Below are 15,415 nucleotides of genomic sequence, written 5' to 3'. Positions count from 1 at the left end.
ATCAGGACCGCAGTGGCCCCGGATCGTCCCCGCGAGTTGGGCAGTAACCAACGTGTCGCCGGTTCAGATCGCTTCAAGGCGAGGCAGTTGGGACAAATGTGCCCGGCAAAGTGGCGTTGAGCCAGCCTTGCGCCTTCTTTTCCCACCGAGCTCCAACCCGATCTTTCGTCTTAGAAGCTGCCGGTCCGCTTCAAGGCTAGGCAGTAGCTCCCCCTTCTTAATCTTGTGTCCGATCACGACCTGCCTCTGTACATGGGAACAATCTCCCGCCGAGCACCGGCAAATGCCAACGGTCCTGAGCAGGAATCGGCTGATGCAAGGTTTACCGGTAGAACTATGCTACCGCCCAACCCAGCCAGCGGCCCATGGCCTCTTACGGAGCGTAGAAAGCGAGGATTCCCCTACATTGCCGGCTTATGCAGGCTCCGCTCTTAAGGCCTAAAACTTCGGCTGACCGCCATTCCCCTGAGGACTATCAAGATCGTGCGAGTGTCCAAGACGACCCTGCGCGCTCGCATGCCAGTCCCGATCGATGCTACCCTGCTCCGCTTTGTGAAAATACTGCGAGCACACGAGCCAGCCCTTCAGCGGTCGCAACAACAGCAACGCGCCGAGGGTTGTGAGCGGTACGGACACAAGAACGTGCATCCATAAATGAGGTTCGAAGGTAAACTGGAACCAGAGAGCGAATGCTAAAGCCGGCACCGCCACGATACTCATTGCAAAGAAGGCAGGTCCGTCGGCCGGATCGGCAAAACCATAGTCAAGACCGCAGGCGTCGCATTTGGGTGCAAGCTTAAGGAAGCCGTCAAAGAGGTGTCCCCGTTGGCATCGAGGGCAACGGCCTAAAATGCCTGTCAGTGCTGGATTTGTTGTTGGGCGATAATCATCTTCCAAGCGCGGTCCTCATCTATAATGCTTGTGTGCCGCTGGACCACAGCAAACACATGGCGATTTGCATGTCATTGAGTGCCAAGGCCGGACGTAGCTTGATGCCGTACTTCTTTTGCTTGTGAGTCACTGGGAGCGCCGCCTGCCTGGCAAAGTTCTTGAAGCACCCGTTAAACTACGCTGTCGGAATTCCGCCATCACATATGCAGAAGTCCGGCGAAAGGTAGGCCTTCTGAAGAAACGGTGCCAGCCCATCCGTGGTCACCAATCCGAACCATCAACCAAGCTTCGATTTTAGCATATCGAGGTGTTCGATATGTTCCTTGATCTGGCCGCGCGCAAGTTTCGTTACGCTCAGATGCTCACGATCCTGACCAACCTTGAGGTACTCCTCCTGAATCGTCAGCAGCTTCTTGTGACCATCGACTTGAGCGGCAATGTATGCCTTGTCAAACGCGGCGCCGCTTGCAGAATTCAACTTCTCGAGGGCGGCCTTGCCGTCAGCATCGAGCAACGTCTGAACCTCGTCGTCTGACGGCGGTCTCAGCGCGCCTTCCGCTTTGCCACCCCTCTCCATGGATTTGAGAATGTCGGCGACGGTTTCTTGTTCTGCCACTTCCCACTTTGCGAACGCCTTCACCATGGCATCGGACGCCTTTTCGATGGCGATCCGGCTGCTTGCAAGGGACAATGAGCCGACTCTCTTGGTATCCTCGGCATGCGTCTTTTCAGATTCAGCCATTGCGGCAGGCTGGGATTGGGCGAGGGCTGAAGTCGAAGTCAAAAGTGCGGGCAGGGCTGCGGCCGCGGATATGGCTGTCAAGATTTCACGACGGTTCATAATTGTCTCCGGGGTTGGGTGATCCGCGCCCTAACCGCCATTTCACTTCCAAGTTCCCCTTGCCACAAACTAATTCAATACGTGTTCGAGCCTGTCGAGATGATGCGCGGGAGTTTCGCTCCCGTTGGTCTCCTCGGCCGCAGCTATTTCCGCGACGGTCAGCCCCGTGGCGATCGCCAGATCTTCAAGACTGTAACCCTTTTCTAGCCGCGCGGCGCGAAGACGTGCAGCGGCCGGCATATTCGGTGATACTGGTTAATCCATAATCTGATCTCCATCAATTGCTAAGTTTCGATATGATCGAGTTTACTCGTGAACCGCACCCGGTTTGCGCGGCCGTCGCCTCTCCCCTGTCTCAAACGACGCTCTTCCATGATGACGTCAGATGCGACTTTTGGTGTGTTAGAATGCTGCGCGTTCTCGCAGGGTCAGAGTTTTTCTGGTCCTGGACCATTACAAACATCCTGGTGGGCCTAACCCCCATATATGGGAGTAGTACTATATATGGAGTAGTACTATTTTGCTTCAACGACAGCCCGTCTCAGGTCCGGTAGCGTACTGTTATTATGCAAGGACTGCCCTTAACCACTCGTTTGAGGGCGAAGACTTCTTACGTTGAGCCCCAGTGATGGGACTGTCTCGTTCGTTCTGCACGTGGGAACAATATGTGCCTGTGCTTGTTCGGCCTTCCTGAGGACGATCTGGCGCGGCGAACGCCTTTTGTAACGGGCTGGTGGAGAATTTGGGCTGTATCGCGGGAGTAAACACCAGGTTGCCGACGCGTCCGCGATACTGGGCCGCCTTGACATCGTATCTGGCGAAGCCGACCCGTAGAACCCGGCCCGTATGCAACAGAAATTGAGGAGCAGATGGAAACTGAAAGACCATGGCATTCGCTCCACCACCCAGGCAAAACCGCTGAGCTCGAGGAAGCTCTGGAGTGTATGATGCAGAAAATCTTCGAGCGGGGAACCCAAGCCGGCTGGGACGAGTCCGAGGTCATAAGAGGCATGGAGGCGGCGTTAAGGAACCTGCGATCTGCCTGCGTCGAGCAGCCGAGCTCTCAAGAGGACGGGGGAGATTATGGATGCCGATGGCAAGAACGCAGAGCAACTCACGACCCAAGTCTCCTCTGCGCAGTACCCCTTCTGGTCTCCCGATGGCAAATGGATCGTCTTCAGCGCCGGCGAGGAAGAAGGCGACTCGCGCTCCAGGCTTTGGCTGATTGACATGCGGGACAAAAGCACACGGCCGCTTGGCCACGAGGAGCTTGAGGTCGAGTCCGGAGACAGTGCCCAATGGTCGGAAGATTCGGATGCTATCTACTTCATTCAGACACGAAAGGGGCTGCAAGAAATCTCTCGCATCGCAATCGCAGATGAAAAAGTTCACAGTCTGGTCTCAGGTGAGCGACACATCCTCAAGTTTGCCTTGACGGACAAGCACCTGGTGTATGCTGCTGCGGGAATTTCAACGCCCACTGAAATCTTCGTCTCGGCGCGCGACGGGTCGGGTGAGGAGCGCCTGACCGATTTCAACAGCTGGTGGGCTGACCGCATGCCGCCTAAGGTATCTGTGAGATCGTTCAAGGTGCCCGATGGGAAGGGTGGCGATGAGACGATTGAAGGCTGGCTTATGCTTCCGCCAACGGCAGCCAAAAAGCCATTGCCTCTTCTTCTGGATATTCATGGCGGACCGCAGAGCGTAGCGTTTGTAGAGTTTCGCAAGTCAATGTGGAGGCATGTGTTGTGTAGCCGTGGATGGGCCGTGCTTGCACTTAATCCCGCAGGCTCAAGCAGCTACGGCCTCGAATTCATGAGAAGGCTCAGGAACAGGTGGGGCGAACTTGATCTGCCCCAGCAACTTGCTGCCGTCAGGACGCTGCAAGACGAGGGCACCGTTGATGATCGGGTTGCCATCTACGGGAAATCCTATGGCGGATATCTTGCTGCCTGGGCCATCACGCAGACCGATCTCTTCAAAGCAGCGGTCGTGTCCGCTCCAGTCGCCGATATAGAATCGCATTTCGGAACGTCGGACAGCGGATACTATGTTACACCATACGCAATGGCGGGCGAACCCTACGTCGATCGACCAACGGCCCGAAAGCTGTGCCCGCTCGAACATATGCACAAGGCCCGCACGCCCACTTTATTGCTGCAGGGAACAGATGACCAGCGCTGTCCGGTGGGCCAATCCGAAGAGATCTTTGCTACTCTGATGCGCAGCAGCGACGTTGCCGTCGAAATGGTCCTTTATCCTGGCGGTGATCATCATCTTGCGGAAGAAGGGTCGCCCACGTTCCGTGTCGACTATGTTTCCCGGCTTGTGGACTGGGCTGAGCGGTGGTGCAAGGGCGACGAAGCGAACACTCAGACAGACCCTGAAAAGGCAACACAAAGTAGCTCGTGAGCGAACTCAAAAAGACGATGCCCGGTAGCAGGGTACGTACCAGGACGTATTACTCTCGATCAGGTGATGCAGGTCTAACAAGAGAGAGAACGCGAGGCGTCGAGGACGCATCGAGCCATTCCAACCAACGGTCACGTTCTTCCACCGTCGCAAAAAACCGCCAAAGCTTTTGCTCGTTATTCGTCGTATGGAGCATCTCCGCGAGCGATACAAGCTCCAAGGGGAGTGGCATGTCAGCGCCATCAAAGCGGATAAAGTAAACGCCTTCGGCTGCAACGCCGACGACTTGACCGGTGCTGTAGTTGCCCTCGGTGTCGTCTAACGTGAAGAACATGCCGGAGAGCTTGTCTGAGGGAGAACCGTTCATAGCCGATATCCCATCAGGTCGTGGTTGCGTTTGTCGATGACGGCTAAGTTGATAGCGGTAGTGCCGAGTTCTATGTATAGGCCAAAAACGCCAAAGCCTCCGCCGATGATTACAATGCGCTGGCGCGACTTCTTACCAGACAGATATTTGGCCCGGATCTGCTGGCTTTCTTGCAGCGATGCTTCATCAGAGCGCAAAGGTTAGCCCGTGACCGAAGGCTGTCTCACCAGACCGCCGCGACGACAGATATTTGGAACATCGTTCGTCCGCTTATGTCCTTTGCTTCGACACGAAGCCCGAGCGTGTCTGAGGTTGTGGGGCACGCTATAAGATCGTTGGCCAGGATCTGCTTCGCTTCGTCCTGCACTTCGCTTTCGCTCGCAACAAATCTTCCGATCCTATCGCGGTAGTAGCATTGGCCGTCGCTTCGATGGAAATAGACGAATGGCATCATAGTTCCCGCGGATCACGGAAAGAGCGGCGCCTGCGTGGACCGAACCAAAGGAGGAAAACAACTGCTACACTCGGTACCGCGCCGCCCAGCAGGAACAACAGATCTGTCAGTGTCATTCGATCAGACCTTTGCAGTTTCGCCAGCGGATTTGAGAGAGAGGAATTTCAGCGTCACGTCGGACAAATGTTGTTCAATCCAGCCGGCCATGGCGACTTCTTCGTCGAGGTTGACCCTAAGCGCGGCGGTGGAGGCGGAAAAGCCACCTTGTTCAGCGATGGTGAGAAGTGACCTGTAAGCTGCTATCTCGAAGTGCTCAAAAGCATAGTTTGCAAACGAGTTCTTTAGGATTTCGTCGCCGGCAACCGTGTGCCCCATTGCAGCCATAGCGCCGGTCACTGATAGTGCTATATCTTTAATGGCGGACCGATCTTCAGCAAACTCGCTGAGCAGTTGGTCCAGCCGTGCGATCTGGTTCTCGGTTTCCCGTATATGCTGGTCGAGCCGGGCAGCGACCTCCGGATAATGCTCGATCCTGCTAACCTGCGGCTTCATGATCGAGAGCGCCTGATTTTCCATGGCGTGGGCATTCTTCAGTCCGGTAACAAATATTGAGCGCACGGTATCTTCGGGCATCACGATAGCTCCTTGCATCTGTGAGTTTGTCTAACCGGGGAATCTGAGCGAGGTTCCCGGCGTCGCGAAATTATCTAGCCAAGCAACGATCCTTCAGATGTCATTCATGCTCGGAAGATGCGTTTCGACTTCATTGCGTTTGCGCAACGGGAGGGGCGCTATTCTGGTTTCCCAGAACGACGTGGCCTCTTGAGGCTCACGCTCCAATTGTCTGACATCAACGATGTTATCACCGATCTTCGACCGTCGCGTTCCGCCGAGGGACAGATACTCTTGTGCCAATTTGAGAGCATTGGTTTCGTTCGCCGGCATAGTGCTTCTCCTTGATGCAGTCGAACCGTTATCGCACCGAAAAGTTCGCGCACTTACCCTTAGGGTCAGGACCCATTGATTTGAATTGACGGCTATGATTCAGGCGGGCGTATAGGAGCCTGACTGATGAGTATTTTGTTTTGGCTGACGGACGAGCAAATGGCTCGTCTTCAGCAGTATTTCCCCAAGAGCCATGGCCGCCAGCGTGTCGATGATCGGCGTGTCCTGAGCGGCATCATGTTCGTCAATCGCAACGGGCTCCGGGGTGTGATGCACCGAGAGAATATGGTCAGGCGAAGACCTTGTATAACCGCTGGAAACGCTGGGGCGACAAGGGCATCTTTATCCAGATGATGGGGGGCCTGGCTGTGCCTGAAGCTGCAGAGCACAAGACCATCATGATCGATGCGACCTACCTCAAGGCTCACCGCACGGCTTCCAGCCTGCGGGTAAAAAAGGGGGCGCGGGTCGCCTGATTGGACGCACGAAAGGCGGCATGAACACGAAGCTTCATGCCGTAACGGATGCGAGTGTTCGCCCGATCAGTTTCTTCATAACGACCGGTCAGGCCAGCGATTACACAGGTGCCGCCGCCTTGCTTGATGAACTTCCCAAGGCCAAATGGCTACTGGCCGACCGTGGCTGTGATGCCGACTGGTATCGTGACGCTTTACAGGCGAAGGGGATCACCCCTTGTATTCCGGGTTGGGAATCCCGCAACAAAACCATCAAATACGACAAACGCCGCTAAAAACGGCGCAACGGATCGAGATCATGTTCGGGCGCCTGAAAGACTAGTGGCGTGTCGCTACGCGCTACGACAGATGCCTAATGGTCTTCCTCTCCGCCATCGCTCTCGCTGCAGCCGTTATCTTCTGGTTCTGATCAACGAGTCCTGAGCCTAGTTGCGGTCAGTCGGAAAGCCGGCGCATGAAACTAATCTAAATGACCGGCATGCGGCGCGGTGGGTGTCCATTATCGACAGTTCTCGCCCCAGATCCGGACGGTCCGCTCTCGGCTCCATATCAGCCGTTCCCGAGAGCAAGTAGCTGTAGGTACACTGAAATTCGGCGCGAGCTATCCGCTAAACGACGGGGTCGGCGGTTCAAATCTCATCAAGACCGCTATCTTGAACGCTATCAGGAAATCAGAGATTACCGTTTTCTAGACGTTTGAATTCCTGACATGTTTTATGAGAGATCGATCCGAGATTTCCAGTTCGTTTCGCCATCGTCTGCAATGTCTAGAAAACGGTCGTTCCTAACGCGCTGGATTGGGCGGCTCGCCTTCTGCTTCGATCGTATATCAATAGTGAAAGCATTGCGAGAGCTGTCACTGCTGCGGGGTTACCCTATCAGGAGTAGGTGATATGTTCGGAGAAGTTGGCTCCGATAGTGTGCTGGCCTGTTCCACGCCACAACAAACCCCTGGGTTCCCATCCTTCAGGGCCGAGGTTGGAAATATGAATTCATACTACGCCCCAGTGTAAACCGCTTGAAGGGATAATTAGGCGACCGGATGTCGAAGGATCTCGACAAGCTTGGCGGGTTCCTTCGTAATCGCCTGATACAATGCGACTATCGTTCGAGCCAATCGTTTCAGCTTCTCAGGTTCGTTTTCATATGCCGAATCCTCTCTCAACGCGTCGAAGACGCTTTGAAGTTTGGCACGATCTTCTGCGGTAAACACCACTATTTCGCCCGGTAACAAGTACTCTTCAACCACGGAGCTCTCCTTTCGCTATCCTTGAACAGCTTGGCCCAACCCGCCGAAGTAGTGCTAGGTTGTCCATAATATTGCCTCGCTCCACGCGTGATAAATGGGCAAGGCAGCATCCCACTCCTTGGCAGGTCGTGTCAAACGTGTTGCGCCAACTGGTCCCACCAACCATTGCCAAGCTGCCAACACTGACACGACGGACTACTGTGTGAGTCGTACTGTGAGGTCGGATGCCTTTTCACCAATTGCTTTGAATGCTGCGATCAGTCCGGCGCTATCTTCGGCTTGGAAGTAATGTGACGCATCTGTCGCGCAGTATTTCAAAAGTTTTTGGCCTCTGGAAGGGGCCATGAAAGCAACAGTGTAAACTTCAATAGATGCATCACGAGCGGCATCACAGGTTTTTTTAGTCTCGGCATCCGAGGCTGTGTCGTTCGATTTACCGTTGTAAAAATTGTTCTCGCCATCGGTCATGAACACGAGGAATTTTTTTGCGGCAGACTGTCCGTTTTTCGCGGCATGAACTGCTGTTTCGCTTTTGCTGCCGGTCGCAGTAAGGGCATTGTAGGCGGCCTTGATCGCACCGCTGGAGTCTGTACCGCCTGTGGCGTTTAGAGCGTTGACATAGTTCAGGGCATCAGTGGTGCCCCATGCCAATGTTCCAGGGGCGTCTTGCTTGTCGTTGTAGGACACCGCGGCTGTTCGGACCAAGGAAGAGGTCGGGTCTGCAGTTTTCAACTGGGTCAGCAGATTTGCAACTGCTAACTTCAGGGAAGATATTTTGGATAAGTAACAGGGAGTGCTCCACTTTGCATTGGGCCAGTAGCTTTCCTCGTAGATGTAGCAAGACTTTGTCGTTGTCTGAATCGCGTTCGTCTTCCAGGCCATCGATCCTGACCGGTCCAGTACCAAGAACATGGAGAGTGCGTTCCTGGCTTCCGTCGTGCTTTCAGATCTGCTCGCAGCGCCAACTGTAACTTCCTTGTAGCCGGAAATTTGTGTGAATGGGTTAAGGCCCACCGAGATCCTGGCGGATACATTAACTACGTATCTCTTACTATTGCCAAGGCCGGCTGCCTGACTGATCTCAATTTTCGAATTATCCAAAAACTGCTCAGGCGGGTTTTCTCCTTCACTGCTTAGGCTTGAATTATTCCAGTTGTACATTTGGGCTTTGAGGTAATTGGCAGCAAGCAATTTCGCATCTGAGATCGACATGTTCCGATTGACAAGCGCAGAGGAAGCGGCAAGAGCGGCTGAGTCAGCCGCATCCTGCAAATTGTTCTTGGCCATAAGCAGGTTCGTCGTGTCGATCGCAACGCCCGCAGTCACCAACACTGTCGGCAAGACAACGGCAGCAAGAAGCCCAAAGTTACCATCGCGGTTTCTGAACAAACGAAGGGCCCCGCCCCAGACGTTCTGATGCTTGTCCAACATAAAATTCCTTCAGTGCCATGCGGCTCTATGAACATGCTTGTTATAAAACAGTGATTTCTTTTGAACGCGTTATTCAAACCTGTAAGAATTTAAGCAGTTTTCGAAATATCTTAAGCTACGAACGGGGCGGATAGGCTTGATTTCCGGCGGAACCCTCTTCGGCCCCCAAGCACCTACGACGGCGCGCAGTCGAAGCGGTAATTCGGCGATGGCGGTAACTGTGTCAAATGATCAAACTCATGAGTTTGGAGAGTCCTCAGGTAAGGAGGGGCTGCGTGGATGTTTTGTCGTGTTGTCGGCTGTCGAAATGCTTCCAGCCGACGAAGAGGTTTCCGCCCGAATTTCCCGCCTTTTTCGGCGACTGCAAGACCTCTACGCAGCCGCGATCATCCGAGCTCAAGCCCTCGGTGAAATTAATCCTGGGCTGGACGAGCGAACACTGGCGAGGTTTCTTGTGTGCCAGATCCAAGGAATGAGGGTGCTGGGGAAGGCAGGAGCAGATCGCGACGCTACCAGGGCAATGGTCGACTTCGCACTGAAGCCACTTGGCTGACACTAATTAGGAACTAAATGGTTCCTAAATGATGTTCTTGCAAAACCGTTCAGTCCGTTTTGCAAGTCGATATGGAGATGCATTTTGAAACCTTCTCGCGAGCCCGCGGTCGTAAGCGCTGTCCTGACAGCACGGTATTCAGGGCTTGACCGGTTCGGTGGTCACTGCAAAGCAGCAAGGCGCTCCGCTTCGGCCATCGCCGCAGCCTTGGTTTTGAATGGCCCGATATCGTGCTCCTCGGTATCTGGCAGCCATTTCGCCAGGAACCACCAGCCGCCGGGGCGATAGCTGGCGTTGCTGCGAACCGACCCAATGTCCTTGGCAAAGAACCAGCCGGAATCAATTCCATCCTGTTCCCAATTGATGCTTTTCTCAGTCATGGCGGTCCCGTTGGTGGAGCTACCCAGCCATTTTATCCGGGCGATATGACCACGGCAACAACTGGTCGATCAGGCTGTTCGGATGGCCATTGACGATTTTGGTGATGACGTCCGTCAGGTAGGCCATCGGCTCGACACCGTTGAGCTTTGCTGTTTCAATGAGTGAGGCGATTGTCGCCCAATGTTCAGCACCCGCATCCGAACCGGCGAAGAGTGCGTTCTTCCGATTCAGAGCAATTGGCCTGATGGAACGTTCGACGGTATTGGAGTCGATCTCGACGCGGCCGTCATCGATGAAGCGTGTCAGCCCATCCCAGCGCGAGAGCGTGTAGCGGATGGCTTCGGCGAGTTTGGTCTTCTGGCTGATAAGGGCGAGTTGCTCGGTCAGCCATGGTGCAAGACTGTCAGCGATCGGGCGGCTCTTGGCCTGCCGCACAGAACGTCGCTCTTCGCTGGTCCTGCCACGGATATCGTCCTCGATCCTGTAGAGTTCGGCGATGCGCCTGAGCGCTTCACCGGCAATCGGCGCTGGCCCGGCAGCGGCGAGCTCGTAGAAGCGCCTACGCACATGGCTCCAGCAGAATGCCAAAGAAACGCTGTTGCCTGCGGCGATTGCGCGATAGCCGGAATACCCATCGACCTGCAGCACGCCGACGAAGCCGTTGAGGTGAGCCATCGGACGTTCGCCTTTGCGATCGGGCGCGTAGACATAGACGACGCCGGGTGGATCGGCTCCCTGCCATGGTCTGTCGTCACGTGCATAGGCCCAGAGCTGTCCGGTCTTGGTCTTTCCGCGGCCCGGATCGAGCACCGGAGCAGTCGTCTCGTCGGCGAAGAGCTTGGACGAGGTCTTGAGCTGTTCGAGCAGCCGCTGATGAAGCGGGCGCAGATGCCAGGCGGCACGGCCGACCCAGTCGGCAAGTGTCGAGCGGTCGAGATCGATCCCCTGACGCTTGTAGATTTGCGCCTGCCGGTAGAGCGGCAAGTGATCGGCATATTTGGAGACCAGCACCTGGGCGACAGTCGCCTCCGTTGGAATGCCACCTTCGATCAACCGGGCGGGAGCCGGAGCCTGAACGACAACCTCCTCACAGGCACGGCAGGCATATTTGGGACGGCGCATCACCAGAACGCGGAACTGGGCAGGCACGATGTCGAGTTTCTCGCTGACATCCTCGCCGATCCGATGCAGACCATGACCGCAGCAGGGGCAGTCATGGCTCTCGATGTCGATGGTCACATCGATGCGCGGTAGATGGGCGGGAAGAGAACCGCGGTTGATACGCCGCTTCGCAGTCCGTTCCCGGCGCAGATCGCTCGATGCCTGCTCCTTATCTTCCAGGCCGTCCGCCTCGACCTGTTCGGCCTCTTCGAGCCCAAGTAGAAGCTGATCTTCTGGAAGCGTCTCAGCGCGACGACCGAAGCGATGACGCTGCAATTCCTTGATGATCTGACGCAGCCTGGCGTTCTCGAGCTCGCGCGAAAGCACCATTGCCTTGAGCGCGTTCAGGTCGTCGGGAAGCTCCTCAGTCGTCATCGTCATGGACCGACAACAGCACAATCCGGCGACCAAGACGAGGGTGTCGATGAGCCTGATTCAATTGGTCGCGGCGGCTATCCCGCCGCCTGCGGAGTGCGCGCCTCCACCGGCGCATGAACGCGCTTCCAGTTCAGCCCCTCGAACAGTGCCGAGAACTGGGCAGCCGTCAGGCGCATCGCACCATCCTGCATCTTGGGCAAATGGAACTCGCCATCCTCAAGCCGCTTGGAGACCAGGCACACGCCGCTGCCGTCCCAGAAGACGAGCTTGATCCGGTCTGCCCGTTTGGCCCGGAACACGTAGATCGCACCGGAGAACGGATCGGCACCCATCTCAGCCTTGACCAGCGACGCCAAGCCCTCCGCACCTTTGCGGAAGTCGACAGGCCGGGTGGCGACCATGACCTTTACCGCTCCCGACGGTCCGATCACGACTGTGCCTTCATGGCGTGAATGACCGCTGTAATCGTCGCGGCGTCGGTGCCGGATGCGATCTTGATGATCGCGCCGCCGAGCTCTAACTCGATTGCGCCTTTGCTCGAGTTCCTTCTCGCTGCGCGCGGCGGTTCTGGCTCTTTCGTCACCGGCTTCATCGGCACATCCAGAACGGCCGGGGCAAACATCGGAACATCAACATCAGGCGCAGCTTCGAGCGGCTGGCGAGCGAGCCGACGCCAAGTGAACAACTGCTGCGGGGTCAATCCGTGACGCCGAGCCACCGAGCAGACCTTCACGCCCGGCTCGTGACTCTCTGTAACGATCTGCGCCTTCTGCTCATCGCTCCACTCGCGACGGCGGCCGCTGCCAGTAAAAACCTCAAACCGGCGCACTGGTTCTTCATCGCTGTATTTAAGCGTAAGCTGTGAAATCGACATATGTCCAAGCCCTCGTTCGGGCTCAACATCGTCAATCACGCACTGATCCGGAAGGTGCGGTCAGAACACCGCTTACCCGCGGTCAGCCTCGACCCGCACAGATGGACGGCGTTGGTCATCCTGTTGACTGGGGCATTCTTGCCGCCGCTGGATTTCTTAATCGTTAACGTAGCGCTGCCCTCGATCCGCGAGGACCTCCATGCCTCCGCATCGACGATGCAGCTGATTATCTCAGGCTACGCCACCACCTATGCCGTCATGCTGATCACTGGTGGCAGGCTCGGGGACCTCTACGGTCGCCGGAATGTTTTTTTAACGGGGATGCTCGCTTTCGTCGGCGCCTCAGCTTTGTGCGGCTTTGCGTGGTCTACAGCGGTACTTGTTTTCGGCCGCATCCTTCAGGGGTTTGCTGCGGCGATCGTGGCGCCGCAGGCTTTGGCATCCATCAACGCAATCTTTCCCGAGCACGAGAAATCTCGCGCACTCAGCTTCTACGCCATGACATTCGGTGTCGCATCGATGACCGGGTTGTTTCTCGGCGGCGCACTGATTGCGCTCGATATTTTCGGGCTCGGATGGCGGGCAATTTTCCTCATCAACCTCCCCGTGATCGCCATCGCCGCGCCGTCGGCTTTGATCGTACTGCGTGAAAACCGATCAGAGCATGCAAGCAAACTTGATATTGGCGGGGCAGTGCTGATTGCATTTGCGCTTTTTGCGCTGCTCACGCCGCTCATAGAGGGCCGTGAGTATGGTGGCCGATCTGGTCGCTGATTATGCTTGCCGCTCCCCTGCCGCTTCTTTTTCTGTTTTGGCAATATGAGCGGAGGGTGGAGGCTGCGGGACGAGATCCGATCCTCGCACCGCACCTGCTTCTGGTTCCGGGTTTGAAGCGTGGGCTGCTCGCTGCGTTGTTCTTTTATGCCTTTGCGGCCTTCTGGTTGACATTCTCTGTCTACCAACAGGGCGGCCTGGGTCGCACACCTTTCGGGGCAGGCCTTGCAATTCTTCCCGCGGCGGTCGGTTTTGTTCTGGGGCCATTCGCGAGTGGACATCTCAAGCCTTTTCGGCAGGTATTCCACCGCCGTAGGCATGTCCCTGGAAGCGGCCGGACTGTTCGGGACGGCAGTCTTGATCTCATTCGGGGCGCCGCAGTTTCACTTCGCAGCACTTTTCTTTGTTGGTGCCGGACAAGGCATTGCGCTTTCAAATCTCGTGAGAACAGTCGTGCAGCGGGTTGACGCGGCGCAGTCGGGCTTGGCGTCCGGTCTGGTCAATTCGATGCTTCAGATCGGTGGTGCTTTAGCGACGGCTCTCATCGGCGGACTGTTCTTTTCAGTCGTGGGATCCTCAACCGGTGTGAGATCCATCGGCCATGCCTACAGCGTTGCAGCAGTCGCGATCGCTCTATGTCTTCTCATTTCAGGTTGGCTTTCCGCCGGCCTCGGAGACAAGAAAGAGGTCCTCGATTGAGCTCGAACATATGCGAACAGTGACATCGTTTGTCCGTTGACGGTGTAGCCGTTTCCGCCCTTCAGTCGATAATAGCGGACAATCATTCCCTACAGATCGAAGCCCAGGAATTTGAGGTAACCCTCCATGAACATCATCCCTAACCTTCCTCTTGGCGGTAAGCGAGCGCTTGTGACGGGTGCGGCACGCGGTATCGGTGCGGCGATCGCGCTGAAGCTGGCCGAGCATGGTGCCAACGTTGCGATCACCTATGAAAAGTCGGCAGAAAAGGCCGAAGCTCTCGTCGCCGAGATCCAAGCGCTGGGTCGAATGGCGGTCGCCATCCAGGCCGACGCCGGGAGCTCAGAAACCGCGACGACTACTGTTGATCGGACCGTCGCCGAACTCGGCGGTATCGACATTCTGGTCAACAATGCCGGCGTCCTTCGCCGGTGATTTTGCCACTCAACCTCTGGAAGAGATCCAGTTGCAGCTGGACGTCAATGTTCGCGGCGTCTTTCTAATGACACAGGCCGCGCTCAAACACATTCCGAACGGGGGGCGCATCATCAGCACCGGTAGTAACGCGGGACTGGCTGTCCCGTTCGCAGGGATTGCGGTCTATGCGGCGACCAAGTCTGCACTGGAAAGTTTCACACGTGGTCTCGCACGCGAACTGGGTCCACGGGAGATTACCGTCAATCTGGTGCGGCCTGGCCCAATCGACACCGATATGAACCCGGCCGATGGTGCTCTTGCACCTGCTATCCTGCCTAGCTTGTCGATTGCCCGCTACGGTCGGACCAAAGAGGTCGCGGAGGCGGTAACCTTCCTTGCCGGGCCAGGCGCTGGCTACATCACCGGCTCGGGGATTCTCGTCGACGGCGGAATTAGCGCCTGAGTATTCGGCGAGGCGGGACCTGCCGCCTGTGAAACCCGTCTCGCAGAGAAAATCGAGATATATGTGCGCGCCGGCGCGACGATGATGTCCATCCACCATACAGCTTAGCTTCAATTCGGTGGAGAAGGCCTCCTCCACGCTGAAGGCGCTCCTGTGCAAAAGCTGCCGAGAGAACGGTCGCCAGGCTGTGGGATCATATCGGAAAGATCACCGATTTGGTCGAACTGCACGAGGCTGAACATCGGAGTGGCTTTTTTGAAATGCAAATACGNAACTGGAGGTGTTCGATGCGTTCAGGGATTTCTTTGCGCGAAGATTTTGATGGAGATGGCCTGCGGCGTCTTGCGCGGCAGACGAAGGACGCGGCCCAGGCACGACGTCTTTTGGCACTGGCGTCGATCTATGACGGAGGCTCGCGATCCGATGCCGCCCGCCTCGGCAATGTCACGCTCCAGATCGTTCGGGACTGGGTCCTGCGCTTCAACGAACGCGGCCCTGCTGGTCTAGCCAACGGCAAGGCTCCCGGTCAACAGTCACGCTTGAACGATGATCAGCGTGCGGCCTTGGCGCAGGCCATCGAGCGTGGGCCGACACCCTATCTGGACGGCGTCGTTCGCTGGCGTCTATGCGATCTGGCGCAATGGCTGTG

At 56.4% G+C, this 15,415-nt stretch carries 16 protein-coding genes and 3 pseudogenes; 6 read left to right on the top strand and 13 right to left on the bottom strand.

Annotation, left to right across the window (positions count from 1 at the left end):
* Positions 1-438 precede the first annotated feature (438 nt).
* Both BLX89_RS23245 and BLX89_RS23240 read right to left on the bottom strand, forming a co-directional pair.
* Positions 439-897 carry a DUF983 domain-containing protein gene (locus tag BLX89_RS23245; RefSeq protein WP_083637906.1) on the bottom strand — a complete coding sequence of 153 codons (459 nt, stop codon included), beginning with the start codon at positions 895-897 and terminating at the stop codon, positions 439-441.
* 271 nt (positions 898-1,168) lie between these two features.
* Positions 1,169-1,732 (bottom strand): DUF4142 domain-containing protein, encoded by a 564-nt coding sequence (locus BLX89_RS23240; RefSeq protein ID WP_075293322.1) that lies wholly within the window; start codon positions 1,730-1,732, stop codon positions 1,169-1,171.
* A gap of 1,083 nt (positions 1,733-2,815) precedes the next feature.
* Between BLX89_RS23240 and BLX89_RS23230 the strand changes: the two genes are divergently transcribed.
* On the top strand, positions 2,816-4,144 hold the full coding sequence (locus BLX89_RS23230; protein ID WP_075293320.1) for a S9 family peptidase: 1,329 nt from the start codon (positions 2,816-2,818) through the stop codon (positions 4,142-4,144).
* A gap of 49 nt (positions 4,145-4,193) precedes the next feature.
* Here the strand turns inward: BLX89_RS23230 and BLX89_RS23225 are convergent, their stop codons facing one another.
* From BLX89_RS23225 to BLX89_RS23205, 5 genes are all read right to left on the bottom strand, one after another.
* Positions 4,194-4,511 carry a hypothetical protein gene (locus BLX89_RS23225; RefSeq protein ID WP_075293319.1) on the bottom strand — a complete coding sequence of 106 codons (318 nt, stop codon included), beginning with the start codon at positions 4,509-4,511 and terminating at the stop codon, positions 4,194-4,196.
* Positions 4,508-4,708, bottom strand: a complete 201-nt coding sequence (locus tag BLX89_RS23220) for a hypothetical protein (protein WP_075293318.1) — start codon at positions 4,706-4,708, stop codon at positions 4,508-4,510. The genes BLX89_RS23225 and BLX89_RS23220 overlap by 4 nt, the downstream gene beginning before the upstream one ends.
* A gap of 26 nt (positions 4,709-4,734) precedes the next feature.
* Positions 4,735-4,962, bottom strand: a complete 228-nt coding sequence (locus BLX89_RS25545; RefSeq protein WP_075293317.1) for a DUF6894 family protein — start codon at positions 4,960-4,962, stop codon at positions 4,735-4,737.
* A gap of 123 nt (positions 4,963-5,085) precedes the next feature.
* A complete protein-coding gene (locus BLX89_RS23210) occupies positions 5,086-5,598 on the bottom strand; it encodes a ferritin-like domain-containing protein (RefSeq protein WP_075293324.1) in 513 nt (170 codons plus the stop codon).
* 93 nt (positions 5,599-5,691) lie between these two features.
* A complete protein-coding gene (locus BLX89_RS23205) occupies positions 5,692-5,910 on the bottom strand; it encodes a hypothetical protein (RefSeq protein ID WP_083637904.1) in 219 nt (72 codons plus the stop codon).
* Between the two features lie 126 nt (positions 5,911-6,036).
* On the opposite strand from BLX89_RS23205, the pseudogene BLX89_RS24045 reads away from it, so the two are divergent.
* A pseudogene (locus BLX89_RS24045) lies at positions 6,037-6,795 on the top strand (IS5 family transposase).
* 621 nt (positions 6,796-7,416) lie between these two features.
* On the opposite strand, the gene BLX89_RS23190 reads toward BLX89_RS24045, so the two are convergent.
* Together BLX89_RS23190 and BLX89_RS23185 are read right to left on the bottom strand one after the other, a co-directional pair.
* Positions 7,417-7,635, bottom strand: a complete 219-nt coding sequence (locus BLX89_RS23190; RefSeq protein ID WP_075293315.1) for a hypothetical protein — start codon at positions 7,633-7,635, stop codon at positions 7,417-7,419.
* 195 nt (positions 7,636-7,830) lie between these two features.
* Entirely contained in the window at positions 7,831-9,063 is a 1,233-nt protein-coding gene (locus BLX89_RS23185; protein ID WP_245292918.1) for a vWA domain-containing protein, read from the bottom strand.
* Positions 9,064-9,274: 211 nt separating this feature from the next.
* On the opposite strand from BLX89_RS23185, the gene BLX89_RS25435 reads away from it, so the two are divergent.
* Positions 9,275-9,619, top strand: coding sequence for a TetR family transcriptional regulator C-terminal domain-containing protein (locus tag BLX89_RS25435; RefSeq protein WP_483428653.1), 345 nt, complete (start codon positions 9,275-9,277; stop codon positions 9,617-9,619).
* 161 nt (positions 9,620-9,780) lie between these two features.
* On the opposite strand, the gene BLX89_RS23175 is transcribed toward BLX89_RS25435, so the two are convergent.
* From BLX89_RS23175 to tnpA, 4 genes are all read right to left on the bottom strand, one after another.
* Positions 9,781-9,999: a hypothetical protein gene (locus BLX89_RS23175; RefSeq protein WP_075293313.1), complete on the bottom strand. Its 219-nt coding sequence runs from the start codon at positions 9,997-9,999 to the stop codon at positions 9,781-9,783.
* A gap of 19 nt (positions 10,000-10,018) precedes the next feature.
* Positions 10,019-11,542: an IS66 family transposase gene (tnpC, locus tag BLX89_RS23170; protein WP_075293312.1), complete on the bottom strand. Its 1,524-nt coding sequence runs from the start codon at positions 11,540-11,542 to the stop codon at positions 10,019-10,021.
* A 71-nt stretch (positions 11,543-11,613) separates the two neighbouring features.
* On the bottom strand, positions 11,614-11,970 hold the full coding sequence (gene tnpB / locus BLX89_RS23165; protein ID WP_075293311.1) for an IS66 family insertion sequence element accessory protein TnpB: 357 nt from the start codon (positions 11,968-11,970) through the stop codon (positions 11,614-11,616).
* Positions 11,967-12,413 carry an IS66-like element accessory protein TnpA gene (tnpA, locus tag BLX89_RS23160; protein WP_075293310.1) on the bottom strand — a complete coding sequence of 149 codons (447 nt, stop codon included), beginning with the start codon at positions 12,411-12,413 and terminating at the stop codon, positions 11,967-11,969. Before tnpA ends, tnpB begins: the two co-directional genes overlap by 4 nt.
* Positions 12,414-12,524: 111 nt before the next feature.
* On the opposite strand from tnpA, the pseudogene BLX89_RS23155 reads away from it, so the two are divergent.
* The 3 genes and pseudogenes from BLX89_RS23155 to BLX89_RS23145 all read left to right on the top strand — a co-directional run.
* Positions 12,525-13,886 (top strand): annotated as a pseudogene (locus tag BLX89_RS23155) (MFS transporter).
* Positions 13,887-14,012: 126 nt separating this feature from the next.
* Positions 14,013-14,766: pseudogene (locus BLX89_RS23150) on the top strand (SDR family oxidoreductase).
* 287 nt (positions 14,767-15,053) lie between these two features.
* Positions 15,054-15,415: helix-turn-helix domain-containing protein (locus BLX89_RS23145; RefSeq protein ID WP_075293323.1), on the top strand; the 362-nt coding region annotated here is incomplete at its 3' end.

This window comes from Pararhizobium arenae (assembly GCF_001931685.1).
Lineage (GTDB): Bacteria > Pseudomonadota > Alphaproteobacteria > Rhizobiales > Rhizobiaceae > Pararhizobium > Pararhizobium arenae.
The sequence above is the reverse complement of the archived record's forward strand: the minus strand, read 5'-3'. Positions and strand labels throughout refer to the sequence as shown.

Coding starts and splice junctions, on each gene's coding strand:
- BLX89_RS23225 (WP_075293319.1), bottom strand. CDS start 4,511: ATGAACGGTTCTCCCTCAGACAAGCTCTCCGGCATGTTCTTCACGTTA.
- BLX89_RS23175 (WP_075293313.1), bottom strand. CDS start 9,999: ATGACTGAGAAAAGCATCAATTGGGAACAGGATGGAATTGATTCCGGC.
- BLX89_RS23205 (WP_083637904.1), bottom strand. CDS start 5,910: ATGCCGGCGAACGAAACCAATGCTCTCAAATTGGCACAAGAGTATCTG.
- BLX89_RS23230 (WP_075293320.1), top strand. CDS start 2,816: ATGGATGCCGATGGCAAGAACGCAGAGCAACTCACGACCCAAGTCTCC.
- tnpA (WP_075293310.1), bottom strand. CDS start 12,413: ATGTCGATTTCACAGCTTACGCTTAAATACAGCGATGAAGAACCAGTG.
- BLX89_RS23240 (WP_075293322.1), bottom strand. CDS start 1,732: ATGAACCGTCGTGAAATCTTGACAGCCATATCCGCGGCCGCAGCCCTG.
- tnpC (WP_075293312.1), bottom strand. CDS start 11,542: ATGACGATGACGACTGAGGAGCTTCCCGACGACCTGAACGCGCTCAAG.
- BLX89_RS25435 (WP_483428653.1), top strand. CDS start 9,275: ATGGCGGTAACTGTGTCAAATGATCAAACTCATGAGTTTGGAGAGTCC.
- BLX89_RS23210 (WP_075293324.1), bottom strand. CDS start 5,598: ATGCCCGAAGATACCGTGCGCTCAATATTTGTTACCGGACTGAAGAAT.
- BLX89_RS25545 (WP_075293317.1), bottom strand. CDS start 4,962: ATGCCATTCGTCTATTTCCATCGAAGCGACGGCCAATGCTACTACCGC.